12 protein-coding genes and 1 pseudogene are annotated in these 15,661 nt (G+C 68.3%); 10 read left to right on the forward strand and 3 right to left on the reverse strand.

Annotated elements, in window-relative coordinates; all coding sequences use genetic code 11:
* Positions 1-21 precede the first annotated feature (21 nt).
* Positions 22-636 (reverse strand): DUF938 domain-containing protein, encoded by a 615-nt coding sequence (locus tag QRO93_RS11275; protein WP_180878729.1) that lies wholly within the window; start codon positions 634-636, stop codon positions 22-24.
* A 653-nt stretch (positions 637-1,289) separates the two neighbouring features.
* Between QRO93_RS11275 and QRO93_RS11280 the strand changes: the two are divergent.
* The 9 genes and pseudogenes from QRO93_RS11280 to QRO93_RS11320 all read left to right on the forward strand — a co-directional run bounded on the left by QRO93_RS11280 (position 1,290) and on the right by QRO93_RS11320 (position 13,629).
* A pseudogene (locus QRO93_RS11280) lies at positions 1,290-2,921 on the forward strand (TldD/PmbA family protein).
* Between the two features lie 30 nt (positions 2,922-2,951).
* Positions 2,952-4,586, forward strand: a complete 1,635-nt coding sequence (locus QRO93_RS11285) for a TldD/PmbA family protein (RefSeq protein WP_053448435.1) — start codon at positions 2,952-2,954, stop codon at positions 4,584-4,586.
* Between the two features lie 21 nt (positions 4,587-4,607).
* Positions 4,608-5,942, forward strand: coding sequence for a TldD/PmbA family protein (locus QRO93_RS11290; RefSeq protein WP_053448434.1), 1,335 nt, complete (start codon positions 4,608-4,610; stop codon positions 5,940-5,942).
* On the forward strand, positions 5,942-6,649 hold the full coding sequence (locus QRO93_RS11295; RefSeq protein ID WP_180878582.1) for a DUF4159 domain-containing protein: 708 nt from the start codon (positions 5,942-5,944) through the stop codon (positions 6,647-6,649). Before QRO93_RS11290 ends, QRO93_RS11295 begins: the two co-directional genes overlap by 1 nt.
* A 16-nt stretch (positions 6,650-6,665) precedes the next feature.
* Entirely contained in the window at positions 6,666-7,649 is a 984-nt protein-coding gene (locus QRO93_RS11300) for a MoxR family ATPase (protein WP_180878581.1), read from the forward strand.
* 7 nt (positions 7,650-7,656) lie between these two features.
* Complete coding sequence (locus QRO93_RS11305; RefSeq protein WP_180878580.1) at positions 7,657-8,553, forward strand: DUF58 domain-containing protein; 897 nt, start codon at positions 7,657-7,659, stop codon at positions 8,551-8,553.
* Positions 8,550-9,671, forward strand: a complete 1,122-nt coding sequence (locus QRO93_RS11310; protein WP_180878579.1) for a BatA domain-containing protein — start codon at positions 8,550-8,552, stop codon at positions 9,669-9,671. The genes QRO93_RS11305 and QRO93_RS11310 overlap by 4 nt, the downstream gene beginning before the upstream one ends.
* Positions 9,668-11,824: a hypothetical protein gene (locus QRO93_RS11315; protein WP_180878578.1), complete on the forward strand. Its 2,157-nt coding sequence runs from the start codon at positions 9,668-9,670 to the stop codon at positions 11,822-11,824. Before QRO93_RS11310 ends, QRO93_RS11315 begins: the two co-directional genes overlap by 4 nt.
* Positions 11,821-13,629 (forward strand): hypothetical protein, encoded by a 1,809-nt coding sequence (locus QRO93_RS11320; RefSeq protein WP_180878577.1) that lies wholly within the window; start codon positions 11,821-11,823, stop codon positions 13,627-13,629. The genes QRO93_RS11315 and QRO93_RS11320 overlap by 4 nt, the downstream gene beginning before the upstream one ends.
* A gap of 71 nt (positions 13,630-13,700) precedes the next feature.
* Here QRO93_RS11320 and QRO93_RS11325 read toward each other — a convergent pair whose 3' ends face one another.
* Positions 13,701-14,375, reverse strand: coding sequence for a hypothetical protein (locus QRO93_RS11325; RefSeq protein WP_053448428.1), 675 nt, complete (start codon positions 14,373-14,375; stop codon positions 13,701-13,703).
* Between the two features lie 40 nt (positions 14,376-14,415).
* Entirely contained in the window at positions 14,416-14,937 is a 522-nt protein-coding gene (locus QRO93_RS11330; protein ID WP_180878576.1) for a hypothetical protein, read from the reverse strand.
* Positions 14,938-15,173: 236 nt separating this feature from the next.
* On the opposite strand from QRO93_RS11330, the gene QRO93_RS11335 reads away from it, so the two are divergent.
* Positions 15,174-15,602, forward strand: a complete 429-nt coding sequence (locus QRO93_RS11335; protein ID WP_180878575.1) for a hypothetical protein — start codon at positions 15,174-15,176, stop codon at positions 15,600-15,602.
* The last annotated feature ends 59 nt before the right edge of the window (positions 15,603-15,661 follow it).

Below are 15,661 nucleotides of genomic sequence, written 5' to 3' on the forward strand. Positions count from 1 at the left end.
CCGCCCGCCACTACCCGCGATTCAGCCCAGCCGCCACAGCAGCAGGCGGTTGTTGGCCGGCATCGCCACATCGCCCAGTCGGGTGAACCCGTTGTCGGCAGCAAGCGCGTGCACCGCTTCGCTATCGCGGATGCCGCTGCGCGGATCACGCGCTTTCAGCCAGGCATCGAACTGCGCATTGCTGTCACTGGTGTAGCGGCCGCCGTAGTTGAACGGGCCGTACACCGCCAGCAGCGCGCCGTGGCGCAGCACCGGTGGCAGCGCGGAGAACAGCGCCTGCACGTGTTCCCAGCCCATGATGTGCAGCGTGTTGGCGCTGAACGCGGCGTCGAATGTGCTGCCCTGCGGCAAGCTCAGGCCGGGTGCCGGCGGCAGTTCCACCTGCAGCGCCAGCGGCGGCAACAGGTTCAGCAAGGCCGCTTCGGCGCGCCATGCCTCGATGCCAGGCAGGTGGTCGGGATGATCACTGGGCTGCCAGCGCAGCCACGGCCAGCGCTCGGCAAAGAACGCGGCGTGCTGGCCGGTGCCGCTGCCGATCTCCAGCAGCCGGTGGCGGTCGCCCATCCACGGGTCGAGTGCGGTGGCGATCGGTTCGCGGTTGCGCTCGCAGGCTTCTGAATACGGCTTGCTCGACATCAGGACGGTGTCCAGGCGGGGTCGGCTCCATTGTGCACGAGGGGGGATGACTGAGCAGGGCTGCGCCCTGCACCTGCTCAGAGCCAGAGCCAGAGCCGGAGCCGGAGCCGGAGCCGGAGCAACAGCAAAGGCAGAATCGGGCTTCCTGTGGGATGGCGGGATGGGTCCGGTTGCGGGGGACGCCGTAAACCCGTCCTTGGGGGCTTGGCCGCGGCATCCATGCCGCGGACACCCCCGCAACCGGACCCATCCCCCTTCGACAATTTCCGGAGATCTGTCAGATCTCATTCGATTCATTTCGATATCTGACAGATGTGTCGACCAAGGTCGACACCTACCAACAGCACAGGGAATCTGTCAGAGGCGGGGCGGTGTCGGAGTGCGGGGTGTCAGCCGCATGGATGCGGCTGCCAAGCCTACACGGACGTACTTGCGGCGTCCCCGCACTCCGACACCGCCCCGCCACCCCTCGGAATGCCAGCTTTTGACGTTGGCGTTGATTCGGCGGGTGCAGGGCTGCAAGCCCTGCCGAAACCCTCCCCAACCATGACTGCAGTCACTTGCCCGGACGTGCTGCGCTGGCGAAAGTCGAGGGGTTGACGTGATCGGCTCGGCCTGTTGCCGGCCGCACGCAAGCGAGAGAGAGAAACGCTGTGCAACGACGTGAGTTCCTGGCTGTTTCCGGTCTGGGCCTGGCCGGCCTGCTGCTGCCGCATTCCCGTGCCATCGCGGCCGAGCAGCTGCTGGCCCCGGTCGATACCGCCCAGCGCCGGCGCCTGGCCGAGGTCGCCCTGGCCACCGCGCGCAACGCCAAGGCCAGCTACTGCGACGTCCGCATCGGCCGCTACCTCAACCAGTCGGTCATCACCCGCGAGCACCAGGTCGGCAATGTCACCAACCGCGAGTCGTCCGGCGTGGGCGTGCGGGTGATCGTCAACGGTGCCTGGGGATTCGCCGCCACCCATCAACAGACCGAGGCGGCGGTACGCGCGGCGGTCGAGCAGGCCGCTGCGATTGCCCGCGCCAACGCCAGCATCCAGACCCGTCCGGTGCAGCTGGCACCGACGCCGTCGGTGGGTGAGGTGCGCTGGCAGACGCCGATCCGCCGCAATGCCATGCAAGTGCCGATCCAGGACAAGGTCGAGCTGCTGCTGGCGCTCAACGCCGCCGCGCTGAATGCGGGTGCCGACTACATCAATTCCACGTTGTTCCTGGTCAACGAACAGAAGTACTTCGCCTCCAGCGATGGCTCGTTCATCGACCAGGACATCCACCGCATCTGGCTGCCGTTCACCGCCACCGCCATCGACAAGGCCAGCGGCAAATTCCGCACCCGCGCCGGCCTGTCCTCGCCGATGGGCATGGGCTACGAGTTCCTCGAGGGTGATGCGCGCGGCAAGGTCCAGCTGCCCGGTGGCATCACCGCCTACCGCGATTCCTACGACCCGGTCGAGGACGCCATCGCCGCTGCCCGCCACGCACGCGAGAAACTGAAGGCGCCGTCGGTGAAGCCCGGCAAGTACGACCTGGTGCTGGACCCGTCCAACCTGTTCCTGACCATCCACGAGAACGTCGGCCACCCGCTGGAGCTGGACCGCGTGCTCGGCTACGAAGCCAACTACGCCGGCACCAGCTTCGCCACGCTGGACAAGCGCGATGCAGGGTTCCGCTGGGGCAGCGACATCGTCACCTTCTTCGCCGACAAGACCCAGCCGGGCAGCCTCGGCGCGGTCGGCTATGACGACGAAGGGGTGAAGACCCAGCGCTGGGACCTGGTGCGCGACGGCATCCTGGTCGATTACCAGGCCACCCGCGATGAAGCTCATATCCTCGGCCGCGACGCATCGCACGGCTGCAGCTATGCCGATTCCTGGGCCAGCGTGCAGTTCCAGCGCATGGCCAATGTCTCGCTGGCGCCGGGCAAGCAGCCGCTCAGCGTCGAGGACATGATCAAGGACGTGGAGAACGGCATCTGGATCCACGGCCGCGGTTCGTATTCGATCGACCAGCAGCGCTACAACGCGTAGTTCGGCGGCCAGCTGTACTACCAGATCAAGGACGGAAAGATCGCCGGCATGGTCGAGGACGCGGCTTACCAGATCCGCACGCCGGAGTTCTGGAACGCCTGCACCGCCATCTGCGATGAACGCGATTTCCGCCTGGGTGGTTCGTTCTTCGATGGCAAAGGCCAGCCCGGCCAGGTCTCGGCGGTTTCGCACGGTTCGTCCACCACCCGCTTCAACGGCATCAACATCATCAACACCGCGCGCAGTCTCGGCGCTTGAGCCACCCATCCTTCGACATGGAGAGCAGCCTTGCAAAGACGTGACTTCCTGGCCCTGACCGGGCTTACCGCGGGCGGGCTGATCGTGCCCTCCTTCTTCGGCAAGGTGATCGCCGCCGAGCAGCTGCAGTCCAGCCTCGACCCGGCGTTGAAGAAACGCCTGGCCGACGCCGCCCTGCAGGCCGCGCGCAGTGCCGGTGCCACCTACTGCGACGTGCGCATCGGCCGCTACCTGCGCCAGTTCGTGATCACCCGCGAGGACAAGGTGCAGAACGTGGTGAACACCGAGTCCACCGGCGTGGGCATCCGCGTGATCGTCAACGGTGCCTGGGGCTTCGCCGCCACCAATGCGCTGGGCACCGCCGACGTGGCCAGGGCCGCGCAGCAGGCGGCAGCGATCGCCAAGGCCAATGCCGGCGTGCAGACCGCACCGGTGCAGCTGGCCAAGGCGCCGGGCGTGGGCGAGGTGAGCTGGCGCACGCCGATCCGCAAGAACGCCATGGAGGTGCCGATCAAGGACAAGGTCGACCTGCTGCTGGATGTCAACGCCGCCGCGATGGGCGCCGGTGCCAGCTTCGTCAATTCGATGCTGTTCCTGGTCAACGAGCAGAAGTACTTCGCCTCCACCGATGGCTCCTACATCGACCAGGACGTGCATCGCATCTGGGCACCGATGACGATCACCGCGATCGACAAGGCCAGCGGCAAGTTCCGTACCCGCGAGGGCCTGTCCTCGCCGATGGGCCTGGGCTACGAGTACCTCGATGGCGCCGCCGCCGGCAAGGTGGTCAGCCCGAACGGCGTGGTCAACTACAGCACCTCCTATGACATGAAGGAGGACGCCATCGCCGCCGCCAAACAGGCGCAGGAGAAGCTGAAGGCACCGTCGGTGAAGCCGGGCAAGTACGACCTGGTGCTCGACCCGTCGCACACCTGGCTGACCATCCACGAGTCGATCGGCCACCCGCTGGAACTGGACCGCGTGCTCGGCTACGAAGCCAACTATGCCGGCACCAGCTTCGCCACCCTGGACAAGCGCGAACAGCACTTCCAGTACGGCAGCGAGCACGTCAACATCTTCGCCGACAAGACCCAGCCGGGCAGCCTCGGCGCGGTGGCGTACGACGATGAAGGCGTGAAGTGCAAGCGCTGGGACCTGATCAGCAACGGCAAGCTGGTGGACTACCAGACCATCCGCGACCAGGCCCACATCCTCGGCAAGACCGAGTCCGACGGCTGCTGCTATGCCGACTCGTGGTCCAGCGTGCAGTTCCAGCGCATGGCCAACGTGTCGATGGCACCGGGCAAGCAGCCGCTGAGCGTGCCGGACCTGATCAAGGACGTGGAAAACGGCATCTACATCATCGGTGACGGTTCGTTCTCGATTGACCAGCAGCGCTACAACGCGCAGTTCGGCGGCCAGCTGTTCTACGAGATCAAGAACGGCCAGATCACCCGCATGCTGGAAGACGTGGCCTACCAGATCCGCACGCCGGAATTCTGGAATGCCTGCACCGCCGTGGCCGACGAGCGCGACTACCGCCTGGGCGGTTCGTTCTTCGACGGCAAGGGCCAGCCGGGCCAGGTCTCGGCGGTCTCGCACGGTTCGTCGACCGCGCGCTTCAACGGCATCAACGTCATCAATACCGCACGCAGCCTCGGCTGACCGGTCAGGAGCCCTTACACCATGAGTATCTTCACCGAAGCCCAGGCCAAGGCCATCCTCGACAAGGTCATCGCCCTGTCCAAGGCCGATGAGTGCACTGCCGTGCTGGCCGGCGCGATCAGCGGCAACATCCGTTTCGCGCTGAACAATGTCTCCACCAGTGGCATCGTCGACAACACCGAGCTGGCGGTCACCGTTGCCTTCGGCAAGCGCGTCGGCACCGCCTCGATCAACGAGTTCGACGACGCCGCGCTGGAACGGGTGGTGCGCCGTGCCGAAGACCTGGCGCGCCTGGCACCGGAAAACCCGGAGTTCATGCCGGCCATCGGCAAGCAGAGCTACCGCGCCAGCCCGACCTTCAGCGAATCCACCGCGGCGATTGATCCGGCGTTCCGTGCCAAGGTTGCCGCCGATTCGATCGCGCCGTGCCGCGGGCATGGCCTGATTGCCGCCGGCTTCCTCGAGGATGGCCAGGGCTTCCAGGCCACCGCCAACAGCAACGGCAATTTCGCCTACCAGCGCACCACCAGCTTCGACTACACCTGCACGGTGCGCACCGAAGACGGCCGCGGTTCGGGCTGGGTCGGCCGCAACCTGAAAGACGCGGCGGACTTCAAGGCCGACCAGGACATCCGCATCGCCATGCGCAAGGCCACCGAATCGGCCGAAGCCAAGGCGCTGGAGCCGGGCAAGTACACGGTGATCCTGGAACCGGCGGCGGCCGCGGGCCTGATCAGCTTCATGATGAACTTCTTCAGTGCACGCTCGGCCGATGAAGGCCGCAGCTTCCTGTCGAAGAAGGGCGGTGGCAACAAGCTGGGCGAGCAGGTCTACGACCCGCGCGTGACCATGATCGCCGACCCATGGCATCCGGATGCACCGGTGCTGCCGTGGGACGGCGAAGGCATGCCACGCGAGCGCATGGCGATCATCGAGAACGGCAAGATCGCCAACCTGGACTACTCGCGCTTCTGGGCCCAGAAGCAGGGCAAGACCGCCAAGGCCACCCCGGGCAACCTGCTGATGAGCGGTGGCGACAAGAGCACCGCCGAGCTGGTGCGTGGCACCCAGAAGGGCATCCTGGTCACCCGCACCTGGTACATCCGCATGGTCGATCCGCAGACCGTGCTGCTGACCGGCCTGACCCGCGACGGTACCTTCTACATCGAGAACGGCCAGATCAAGCACCCGGTGAAGAACTTCCGGTTCAACGAGTCGCCGGTGATCATGCTCAACAACATCGAAGAGCTGGGCAAGCCGGTGCGCGTGGCCGGTGATGAATCCAGCTATGTGATGATGATTCCGCCGATGAAGCTGCGCGATTTCACCTTCACCTCGCTGTCCGACGCCGTCTGATGGATCGCCGGGCCTGCCTGCGCTGGTTGGCCGCTGCCGCTTCGGCGGCGGCGCTGCCGGCCTGGGCGCAGGCAGGCCCGCGCAGTTCGCGCTACGACTTCTGGTTCACCCGCCTGCAGTACGACTCCGGTGACTGGGACGTGGACGCGCGCATGCCGTCCAACCTGATCACCTCGCTGATCGACTACACCTCGCTGCGCGTGGACCCGCAGGAGCACGTGGTGGCACTGGCCGACCCGCGCATGCTGGAAGCGCCGTTCTGCTACCTGGCCGGGCACACGCTGGTCGAGTTCAACGCCGCCGAGCGGCAGAACTTCGTGCGCTACGTGCGCAATGGCGGCTTCGTGTTCGTCGACGACTGCAACCACGACATCGATGGCCTGTTCGCCACCTCGTTCGAGGCGCAGATGGGCCGCCTGTTCGGGCCGAAGGCATTGCAGAAGCTGCCCAGCAGCCACGCGCTGTACCGCAGTTTCTTCCGCTTCCCGGACGGCCCGCCCGCCACCAGCTTCGAGCTCAACGGCTGGGGCGATGACCTGGTGCACGACTACCTGAAGGGCATCGAGGTCGATGGCCGCCTGGGCCTGCTCTACAGCAACAAGGATTACGGCTGCGAGTGGGACTACGACTGGCGCAACAAGCGTTTCCTGGCCGAAGACAACACCCGCTTCGGCGTCAACATCGTGATGTACGCGCTGAACAACTGACAGGACCTGCACGCCCATGACCACCCCCGACCTCGATTCCCTGCTGCCGCGCCTGGATGCGCTGCGCGGCGCCCTGGCCCGTGCCGTGGTCGGCCAGCACAGCGTGGTCGAACAGCTGCTGATCGGCCTGCTGGCCGGCGGCCATTGCCTGCTGGAAGGTGCGCCAGGCCTCGGCAAGACCCTGCTGGTGCGCTCGCTGGGGCAGGCACTGGAGCTGCAGTTCCGGCGCGTGCAGTTCACGCCCGATCTGATGCCCAGCGACATCCTCGGCACCGAACTGCTGGAAGAAGACCACGGCACCGGCCATCGCCATTTCCGCTTCCAGCAGGGCCCGATCTTCACCCACCTGCTGCTGGCCGACGAACTCAACCGCACCCCGCCCAAGACCCAGGCCGCGCTGCTGGAGGCGATGCAGGAACGCACGGTCAGCTACGCCGGCACCACCTACGCATTGCCTGCGCCGTTCTTCGTGCTGGCCACGCAGAACCCGATCGAACAGGCGGGTACCTACCCGCTGCCGGAAGCGCAGCTGGACCGCTTCCTGCTGCACGTGCTGGTGGATTACCCCAGCGAGGACGAGGAACGGCAGATCCTGGAGCAGACCACCGGCGGCGCCACCGACGCGGTACCGAAGGTGATGGACGCCGAGGCGGTGATCACGTTGCAGGCCGCGGTGCGCCAGGTGCATGTCAGCCCCGACGTGCTGGCCTGGATCACCCGCCTGGTGCGCGCCAGCCGGCCCGGCGATGGCGCGCCGGCCGCGATCAACCAGTGGGTGAAATGGGGTGCCGGCCCGCGTGCCGGGCAGTCGCTGGTGCTCGCGGCGAAAGCACGCGCCCTGCTGCAGGGCCGCTTCGCTGCCACCCGCGAGGATGTGCAGGCGCTGGCCGCACCGGTGATGCGCCACCGCCTGCTGCTGTCGTTCGCCGCCGAGGCCGAGCAGAAGCGTGCCGACGACGTGGTCGCCGCCCTGCTGCAGGCCGTGCCGTTCCCGGGTTGATCCAGGCGTGAGTGCAGGCATGCCGCTGACGTTGCCACCGGAACTGCGTGCGCGCCTGCGCATGCTGCGCCTGCGGCCACGCCTGGCCAGTGGTGCCAGCGGCATCGGCCAGCATGCCAGCCGCAGCCGCGGCGCCGGCCTTGAGTTCGCGCAGTACCGTGCCTACGAGCCGGGTGACGAGCTGCGCCAGATCGATTGGAAGCTGTACGCGCGTTCGGATCGCTTCTTCGTGCGCGAATCGGAACGCGAAAGCCCGATCACGGCCTGGCTGCTGCTCGATGCCACCGCCTCGGCCAGCCAGGCCGATCGCGCAGCACCGCAGCGCACGCGCCTGGACCATATGCGCGGCGTGGCCGCCTGCCTGGTCGAACTGGCCCTGCAGCAGGGTGACCGCTTTGGCCTGCTGGTGATCAATGGCGATGGGCTTCAACTGGTGCCTGCCGCCAGCGGTGCGCGACAGCGCGACCGGGTACATCTGCAGCTGCATGCGCTGCAGGCGCGCGGCAGCTGGCCCGCCGCCGATCGACTGCGCCCGCTGTGGGAGCGCGTGCGCCCGGGCGACCTGCTGCTGGCGATCGGCGATGGTTTCGATGAGGCGGGCATCGTCCTGCTGGAACAGCTGGCCAGCGCGCGCCGCGAGGTGGGGCTGCTGCAGATCCTGACGGCCGACGAGCGGGATTTCCCGTTTGATGCCGGCCATCGTTTCCGCGATCCCGAAACCGGCGACGAACTGCTGGGCGACGGCGCGGCGATCCGCGCCGACTACCTGCAGCGCTTTGCCGCTGCACGCACCGCCTTGCAGGCGCGGCTGCAGGCCGGGGGCATCGCCCATGCCAGCGGCTGGCTCGACCAGCCGCTGGACCAACCGCTGCAGGCGCTGTTCGGCCGTGGGAGCGGCGCATGAACCTGTTGTTCCCGCTGGGCCTGGCGGCGCTGGCCACCTGGCTGCTGCCGCTGCTGATCCACCTCGCCCGGCGCCATCCGTATACGCCGCTGGATTTCGCTGCGCTGCGCTGGTTGCGCACACAGATCCGGCCGCGCCAGCGCATCCGCTTTGATGATTGGCCGCTGCTGCTGGTGCGCCTGCTGTTGCTGGCCGCGCTGGCCCTGTTGCTGGCGCGGCCAGCGTTGACCGGCCCTGCCCCGCTCCCCGCGGCGTGGACGGTCGTGGCACCGGGGTTGGACGCGACCGCACTGCGCGACACCGCCGAAGAGGGCAACTGGCACTGGCTGGCACCCGGCTTCCCCGCCATCGATCATGCGCCACCGGTATCCAGCGCATCGCTGCCCAGCCTGTTGCGTGAACTGGACGCACAGCTGCCCGCGGGCACCGCGTTGACCGTGCACGTTCCCGATCCCTTGCCTGGCCTGGATGGCGCCCGCCTGCAGCTGTCGCGCGACGTGCAATGGCACACGCAGCCGATGCCGGTCACACCGCCGCAGACGGCAGTGGCACTGCCTCGACTACGCGTGCACGGCGAGGCATCCGCCACTACCCAGCACTGGTTGAACGCACTGCAGCGCGCGTGGGGCGTGCAGGCACTGCCCTCGCCCTTGGCGGAGGATGTTGTGCCCGAACGCGGCGAGATTGGCGTGTGGAGCCGCAACGATGCACTGCCGGCGAACTGGCAGGCGTGGCTGCGCGACGGCGGTCTTGTCATGAGTGCCGGCAAGCCTGCTGCCAGCGCCCGCATCCTGTTGCGCGACGCCGAGGGCGTACCGCTGCTATGGCAGCAACGCATCGGCCAAGGCCAACTGCTGTCGTTGCCCGGCGACTGGAATGCCGCCAGCAACGCTGCGCTGCGCGATCCGCAGTTGCCACGTGCCCTGCTGCTGGCGCTACAGCCGCCCACGGCTCCGCGGCTGGGCGATGCACGTGACCAGGCGCCGCACCGGGCCGCGTTGCCTGCTGTAACACCACCGCCGCGTGAGCCGACGCCTTGGCTGTTGCTGGCCATCGTGCTGCTGTTCGCGCTGGAACGCTGGATGGCCAGCAGTGCCCAACGCAGGGTGGCCGCATGAACACCCTGCAGCACGCCTGGCAACGCGCGCGCCGCCGCCGTGCGCTCATCACCCTGCTGCTGGGCCTGCCGTGGGCGCTGGCCGCAACGGTACTGGCGCTGCGCCTGGCCGGCTTCGATGTCGCCTGCGTGGTCGGCACGGTCGGCCTTCTCGCCTGCGCGGCCTTCGCCACCGCACGTGCCCGCCAGCTGGACCGGCAATGGCTGCAGCGCCAGCTCGATGGCAGCGGTGCCAGCGAGGACAGCGCTGACCTGCTGTTCGCCGAGGCCACCAGGCTCAATCCGCTGCAGCAGCGCCAACGCTCGCACGTGCTGGCCACGCTGGAGCGCAGCATGCCGGAGCTGCGACCGCGCTGGCCGCGCAGAGCATTGGCACTGTGCTGGATCGCGGGCCTGGCCATCGCGCTGCTGGCACTGGGTTGGCCGCGCACGAACGCCCGCCCCGCGGCCGTTGCGCCTGCAGCGCAAGGCAGCGCTGCCGCCGCAGGCCCACTGCGCCTGCAGTCCACCCGCCTGCGCATCGACGCGCCGGCCTATACCGGCCAGGCCACGCTCACCCGGAATGCGCTGGATGCCAAGGTGGCCGCCGACAGCCGGCTGTCGTGGTCGTTGCGCTTCGACCGTGCGCCGGACAAGGCCTGGCTGCAGTTCCACGATGGCCGACGCCTGCCGCTGAGCGCGCAGGACGGACAATGGCAGGCCCACGATGTGGCGCGCGCGCCGGCGCTGTACCGCGTGGTGAGCGAACCGGCGCTGGCCGAAGCCCGTCTGTATCGGCTGGACGTGGTCGCCGACCGTGCACCCAGCGTGCACGTGCTGGAACCGGCCGCCAGCCTTGTGCTGGGCACGCCCGGGCAGCGCCAGTGGGCGCTGCGCTTCGAGGCCAGCGACGACTATGGCGTGGCCGCGCAGGCAACGCTGTCGATCACCACCACCCAGGGCAGCGGCGAGAACATCACCTTCGTGAGGCGCAGCGTCGGCCTCACCGGCAGCGGCGAACCGACTGCACGCCGCTTCGCGCATACGCTCAACCTCGCCGCGCTGGGCGCGCAACCCGGCAACGATGTGATCGCGCAGCTGGAAGTGCGCGACAACCATGCGCCGACGGCGCAGACCGGGCGCAGCAGCAGCGTGATCCTGCGCCTGCCCAGCGCCGAGGTGGCACTCGGTGCCGAACTGGAAGGCCGCATCAAGAAAACCCTGCCGGCCTACTTCCGCAGCCAGCGGCAGATCATCATCGATGCCGAAGCCTTGATCCGGCAGCGCCGCGGCCTGGCTGCCGAAGACTTCGTGAAGCGCAGCGATGCGATCGGTGTCGACCAGCGCATCCTGCGCCTGCGTTACGGCCAGTTCCTGGGCGAGGAAAGCGAGGGTGCGCCGAAGCCGCCGCCGACCAGCGACCTGCCCACCAGCGATACGCCCGCCGCAGACGACCACGATCACGACCATGGTGCCGAGGCCGGAGCGCACGATGAGCATGGCCACGATCACGGCGGCAAGTCTGCCAACGCCGATACGCCACCGGTGTTCGGCAGCGCCACCGATGTGCTCTCCGAGTATGGGCATACCCACGACCATGCCGAAGCGGCCACCCTGCTCGACCCGCAGACCCGCGCCACGCTGAAGGCGGCGCTTGACCAGATGTGGTCGGCCGAAGGCGAACTGCGCCAGGGCCGACCGGAGCAGGCATTACCCTTCGCCTACAAGGCATTGGGCTTCATCAAGCAGGTGCAGCAGGCCGAGCGCATCTACCTGGCCCGGGTCGGACCGGAGCTGCCACCGATCGATGAAGGCCGCCGCCTCGGCGGTGACCGTGCCGGGCTGGCCAGTCGTGAACTGCCGCTGGCCGCCCGCACCCCGCCCGATCCGGCCATCGTCGAAGCCTGGCAGCGTCTCGGCGACGACACCGGCGCGCCGGATCTGGATGCGCTCGCGACCTGGCAGCAGCGCAACGCGGCCTACCTGCCCGATGCACTCGATCTGGCTGCGGCCATCGAGCAGCTGCGCATCGAGCCCGGTTGCCACGACTGTCGCCAGCGCCTTCGTGCACAGTTGTGGCGGGCGCTGCAGCGTCCGCTGCCGCAGGCGATGCGGCGCAGTGCCGCCGATGCGATGGGGCAGCGTTACCTTGATGCGCTGGAGGCGCAGCCATGAACGCCTCCGCTGTGAACCTGTGGATTGCACTGGCACTCGCCCTGATCGTGGTCATCGCCAGCGTGCGCCAGCTGCGTGGAAACACCGCGCACCCTGGCCGCCGGTGGATCGTGATCGCACTGCAGATCTTCGTCGCCGCGCTGCTGTATTTCTGCCTGGTGCCGCCCACCCGCCAGCAACCCGCAGGCGGGCTGGTCGTGCTCGGAACCGATGCCGGCAAGGCCGGCGCGCTCCCGGCCAGCGCAGGCCCGCTGTTGCTTTTGCCCGAAGCTGCCGACGTGGCCGGCGCACAGCGCGTTCCCGACCTGGCCACCGCGCTGCGCCAGCATCCGGCGTCCACACTGACACTGGTCGGTGCGGGTCTGGCCGCACGTGATCGCGATGCGTTGTTGCCGCCGGATGTACGTTGGCAGGCGGCACCGGAGCCGCGTGGCTGGATCGCGCTGCAACCACCGGCCGATGTCGCTCCCGGTGCTCGTTTTGACGTCCAGGCACAGGCGCGTGGCGTGGCCAAAGCGAAAGCAGAGCTGCTCGACCCCGCCGACAGCGTGGTTGATCGCACGGACGTTGCCGAGGACGGGCGCGTGAAGCTCAGCGGCATCGCCCGCGCCGAAGGCCGCAGCGTGTTCCAGCTGCGCCTGCTCGATGCCGAAGGCCATGTGGTGGACAGCGCGCCGGTGCCGCAGCAGACCCTGCCGGCCGCCCCCATACGGCTGCTGGTGCGTGCCAGTGCGCCGGGCGCGGAGTTGAAGTACCTGCGCCGCTGGGCCGCCGATGCCGGCATCCGCGTGCAGGTGCAGGCCGATACCGGCGCCGGGCTTAGCGTGGGTGATGGCGCGGTTTCGCTCGATGCTGCAACACTGGCACGCAGCGACCTGCTGCTGCTGGACGAACGCAGCCTGGCAGCGTTGAGTGCAGGCCAGCTGGCCACCGTGCGCCAGGCGCTGCGCGAGGGACTCGGCGTGCTGGTGCGCAGTGCAGGCGCGCCTTCGGCCAGCGCGCGCCAGCGACTGCACGATCTGGGCCTGCCGGTGCAGGGCGATGGCAGCAGCCGCCTCCTTGAACTTCCCGGCGATGGCGAAAGCACGATCCTCGCCGCACGACGCGGCCCACTCGCCGCCGGCACGTTGCCGACCGGCTACGGTGAGGAGGCCGACCGCCGTTCGCACAGTGCCTCCCTACCCGCGCTGGAAGTCCTGGCGCTGCAGGTGCCGGGCAGCAGCGCGCTTCTGCAGGATCGTGCTGGCACCGCCATCGGCGGCTGGCGCGCGGCTGGCAAGGGCCGCATCGGCCTGCTGCCGATGACCGACAGCTGGCGCTGGGTGCTGGCCGGGCGCGACGACCGCCACGGCGAACTGTGGAGCAGCGTGGTGGCCACGCTGGCGCGTGCACAGGGCAGCGCTGATGCGCTCTGGTCACCGCAGCCGATCAGCTGGGCAGGCGAACGGCAGACGCTGTGCGGCGTGCAGGCGCCGCTGCAGGTCTTCAACGAAGGTGGCGACGGAGTACCGCTGGTCGTCGATGGCGCGACCTCGACCCTGCGCTGCGCCGGCTGGTGGCCACGTGACGCAGGCTGGCAGCGCCTGCAGCATGGCGACAGCATCGTCTGGCGCTATGTGTTCGACCCAAAGGCCGCGACCGCGCTGCATCGGCAGGCAATGATCGATGCGACTACTCAGGCGTTGGTCTCCAGCACGCCGGCGAACGCATCAGTGATGCAACCCGTGCCAGGATCGCGCTGGCCGTGGTGGCTGGCGTTCGTGCTGTGCGCCTCGCTGCTGTGGTGGCTGGAACGGCGGCGCTGAATCCAGCGATGGGATCGCAGACAGCATCCACGCATGGCGTGGATCTACTGGTCCCACCCTTCATCCCTCTTTCAACGCTTGCCGGCGCGCCGGTACACGCCATTGAAACGCACGTTCATGCCACCGCACTCGCTGTTGTCGGACACGATCAGTACGTCCCCCAGTGAATGCACGTGCACCCTGCAGGTGTCCTCGGCAAATTCCACATCCGCACCGCGAGGGATCGCGCGCGCTTCCACCTGGCCCAGGTTCGGCCCATACGGGCGCTGTTCCGGCGTGGGGTTGGCCGAGGGCCAGTAGGCATCGCCTTCCACCTGCAGCTGCCCACCCTGCACCGAAATGCGCAGGCCATTGTCGCCATCCTTCCAGTGACCAACCCAGTCCTGCAGCGAGGGGGTCGCCACCGGCAGCGGCTGCAGCGTGCTGCGCTCCACCCAGCCCGCACTGCCGCCCACTCTGTTCGGGAAGTACGCGCAGCGGTAGCGGCCGAGGTCGCGCCCGGTCACCACGACATCGCCGTTCACTACGTAGCTGCGCTGCCGGCAGGCAGGCTCGCCCTTGGCCGGGCAGCCGTCCATGTCACCGAGCAGGTACAGGCGTTGCGTGCCCACCACCCGCGCCAGTGCGAACTGGCTCTGTTCGGAGGGGAATGCACCGTTGCGGCACGCGCCGTCGCCGGCGATGCCGGCAGCGAAGGCAGGGATCGGCAGCACGGCCGCCAGCAGGACGAACGAACGCAGCAACATGGCAACGCCCCCATGGAGAAGGCCGAAGGATATACCGTCGTTACTTCACCGGAGGCGCGTCGCCGGCATCCTGCTGCTGCGAGAACCGCAGCGCGCGCTGCTGCTGCTCGGCGCTGAGCTCCGGCGGTGGCCGCGCGACCGCTGCCTGGATCTGCGAAGGCCCGCCGGTCAGCTTGTTGACCCCCTTGGCCGCCGCCATCACGCCCTTCACCACGCCCATCATGATGTAGCCGCCGCTCATGCTGACCTGTTCGGGCGACGGCGGCTCGCTCCAGTCGCGGCTGAAGCGGTTGTCACCGAACTTCACCGGGTTCTTGAAGCGGTACAGGTCCAGCGGCTGGTCGTCTTCGGGCTTGAGCGCCCGCACTTCGCCGAGGGTGGTGACGTTGTCCTGCGGCGGGGTGGTGGACACCGGCGCGGTGGTTGCCGCCGCAGCATCTGCGGGGGCAGCGGGCGCGGGATCGGGCACCGGCACGGCCTGCTGCGCGTGCGCGCGCGCAAACCCAACCAGCAACAGGCCAGCCAGCAGTGCGCCCTGCGATCCACGTCCTGCCACCGCCATCCACCCTGTTGGTTGCGTCCTGTGAACAAGGATACGGATGCGGGCTTCAGATTTCGTTGGCATCCGCCGGGGCATTCAGGGTGGGTCACGCCTGGCCGATGCACGGCCAGGACCGCCAAAGTTTGCAACAAACTTCATTCCCCCCGCGGGGCAGGGCCTGCATCCTGTGCTGTTCCCGCTACGGCAACCCCCATGTCAGCTCCCTTCACCGTCTCACTCCAGCAGCCGGTCGCCTGATGATGTCGCGCGCGGCAGTGCTGGTTGGCGTGGCAATCCTGCTGGCGATGGTGGTTGCGGCCGTTGCCGAATGGACGGCACGCGTGTGCAGCAGGCTGCGTGCGCTGCGCAGGGCCAGCGTGCTACGCACATTGAACGCTGACGAGGACGCCGCTCTGGCGCCCCTGCGCGCAATGACGGGCATCGTCCACGACGATCAGGTTCGATTGCTGCGCGGCGCGTTCATAGGGGGCGCTTACCGCCCCAGGCACCCGTTCAACGATGGCATGCTCGGTGGCATTCCCGTGCTGTTTCCGTCCGCTGCACGCGACCACATGGCCGCCTGGAACGAAGCGGAGGTGGTGCTTGCCGACCGTTGGGCGGTCATTGTCCGCCTCAACGGCGTGCAGATCGCCCCCCGATCACGCTCACGGCGCGTCCGGCACTGAACGGTTCACGCCCTTCGCGCGCGATGTCTCACATCCTGAGACGTGAATGTGGTGCCATG

The sequence above is a fragment of the Stenotrophomonas maltophilia group sp. Smal17 genome (assembly GCF_030237045.1).
GTDB lineage: Bacteria > Pseudomonadota > Gammaproteobacteria > Xanthomonadales > Xanthomonadaceae > Stenotrophomonas > Stenotrophomonas forensis.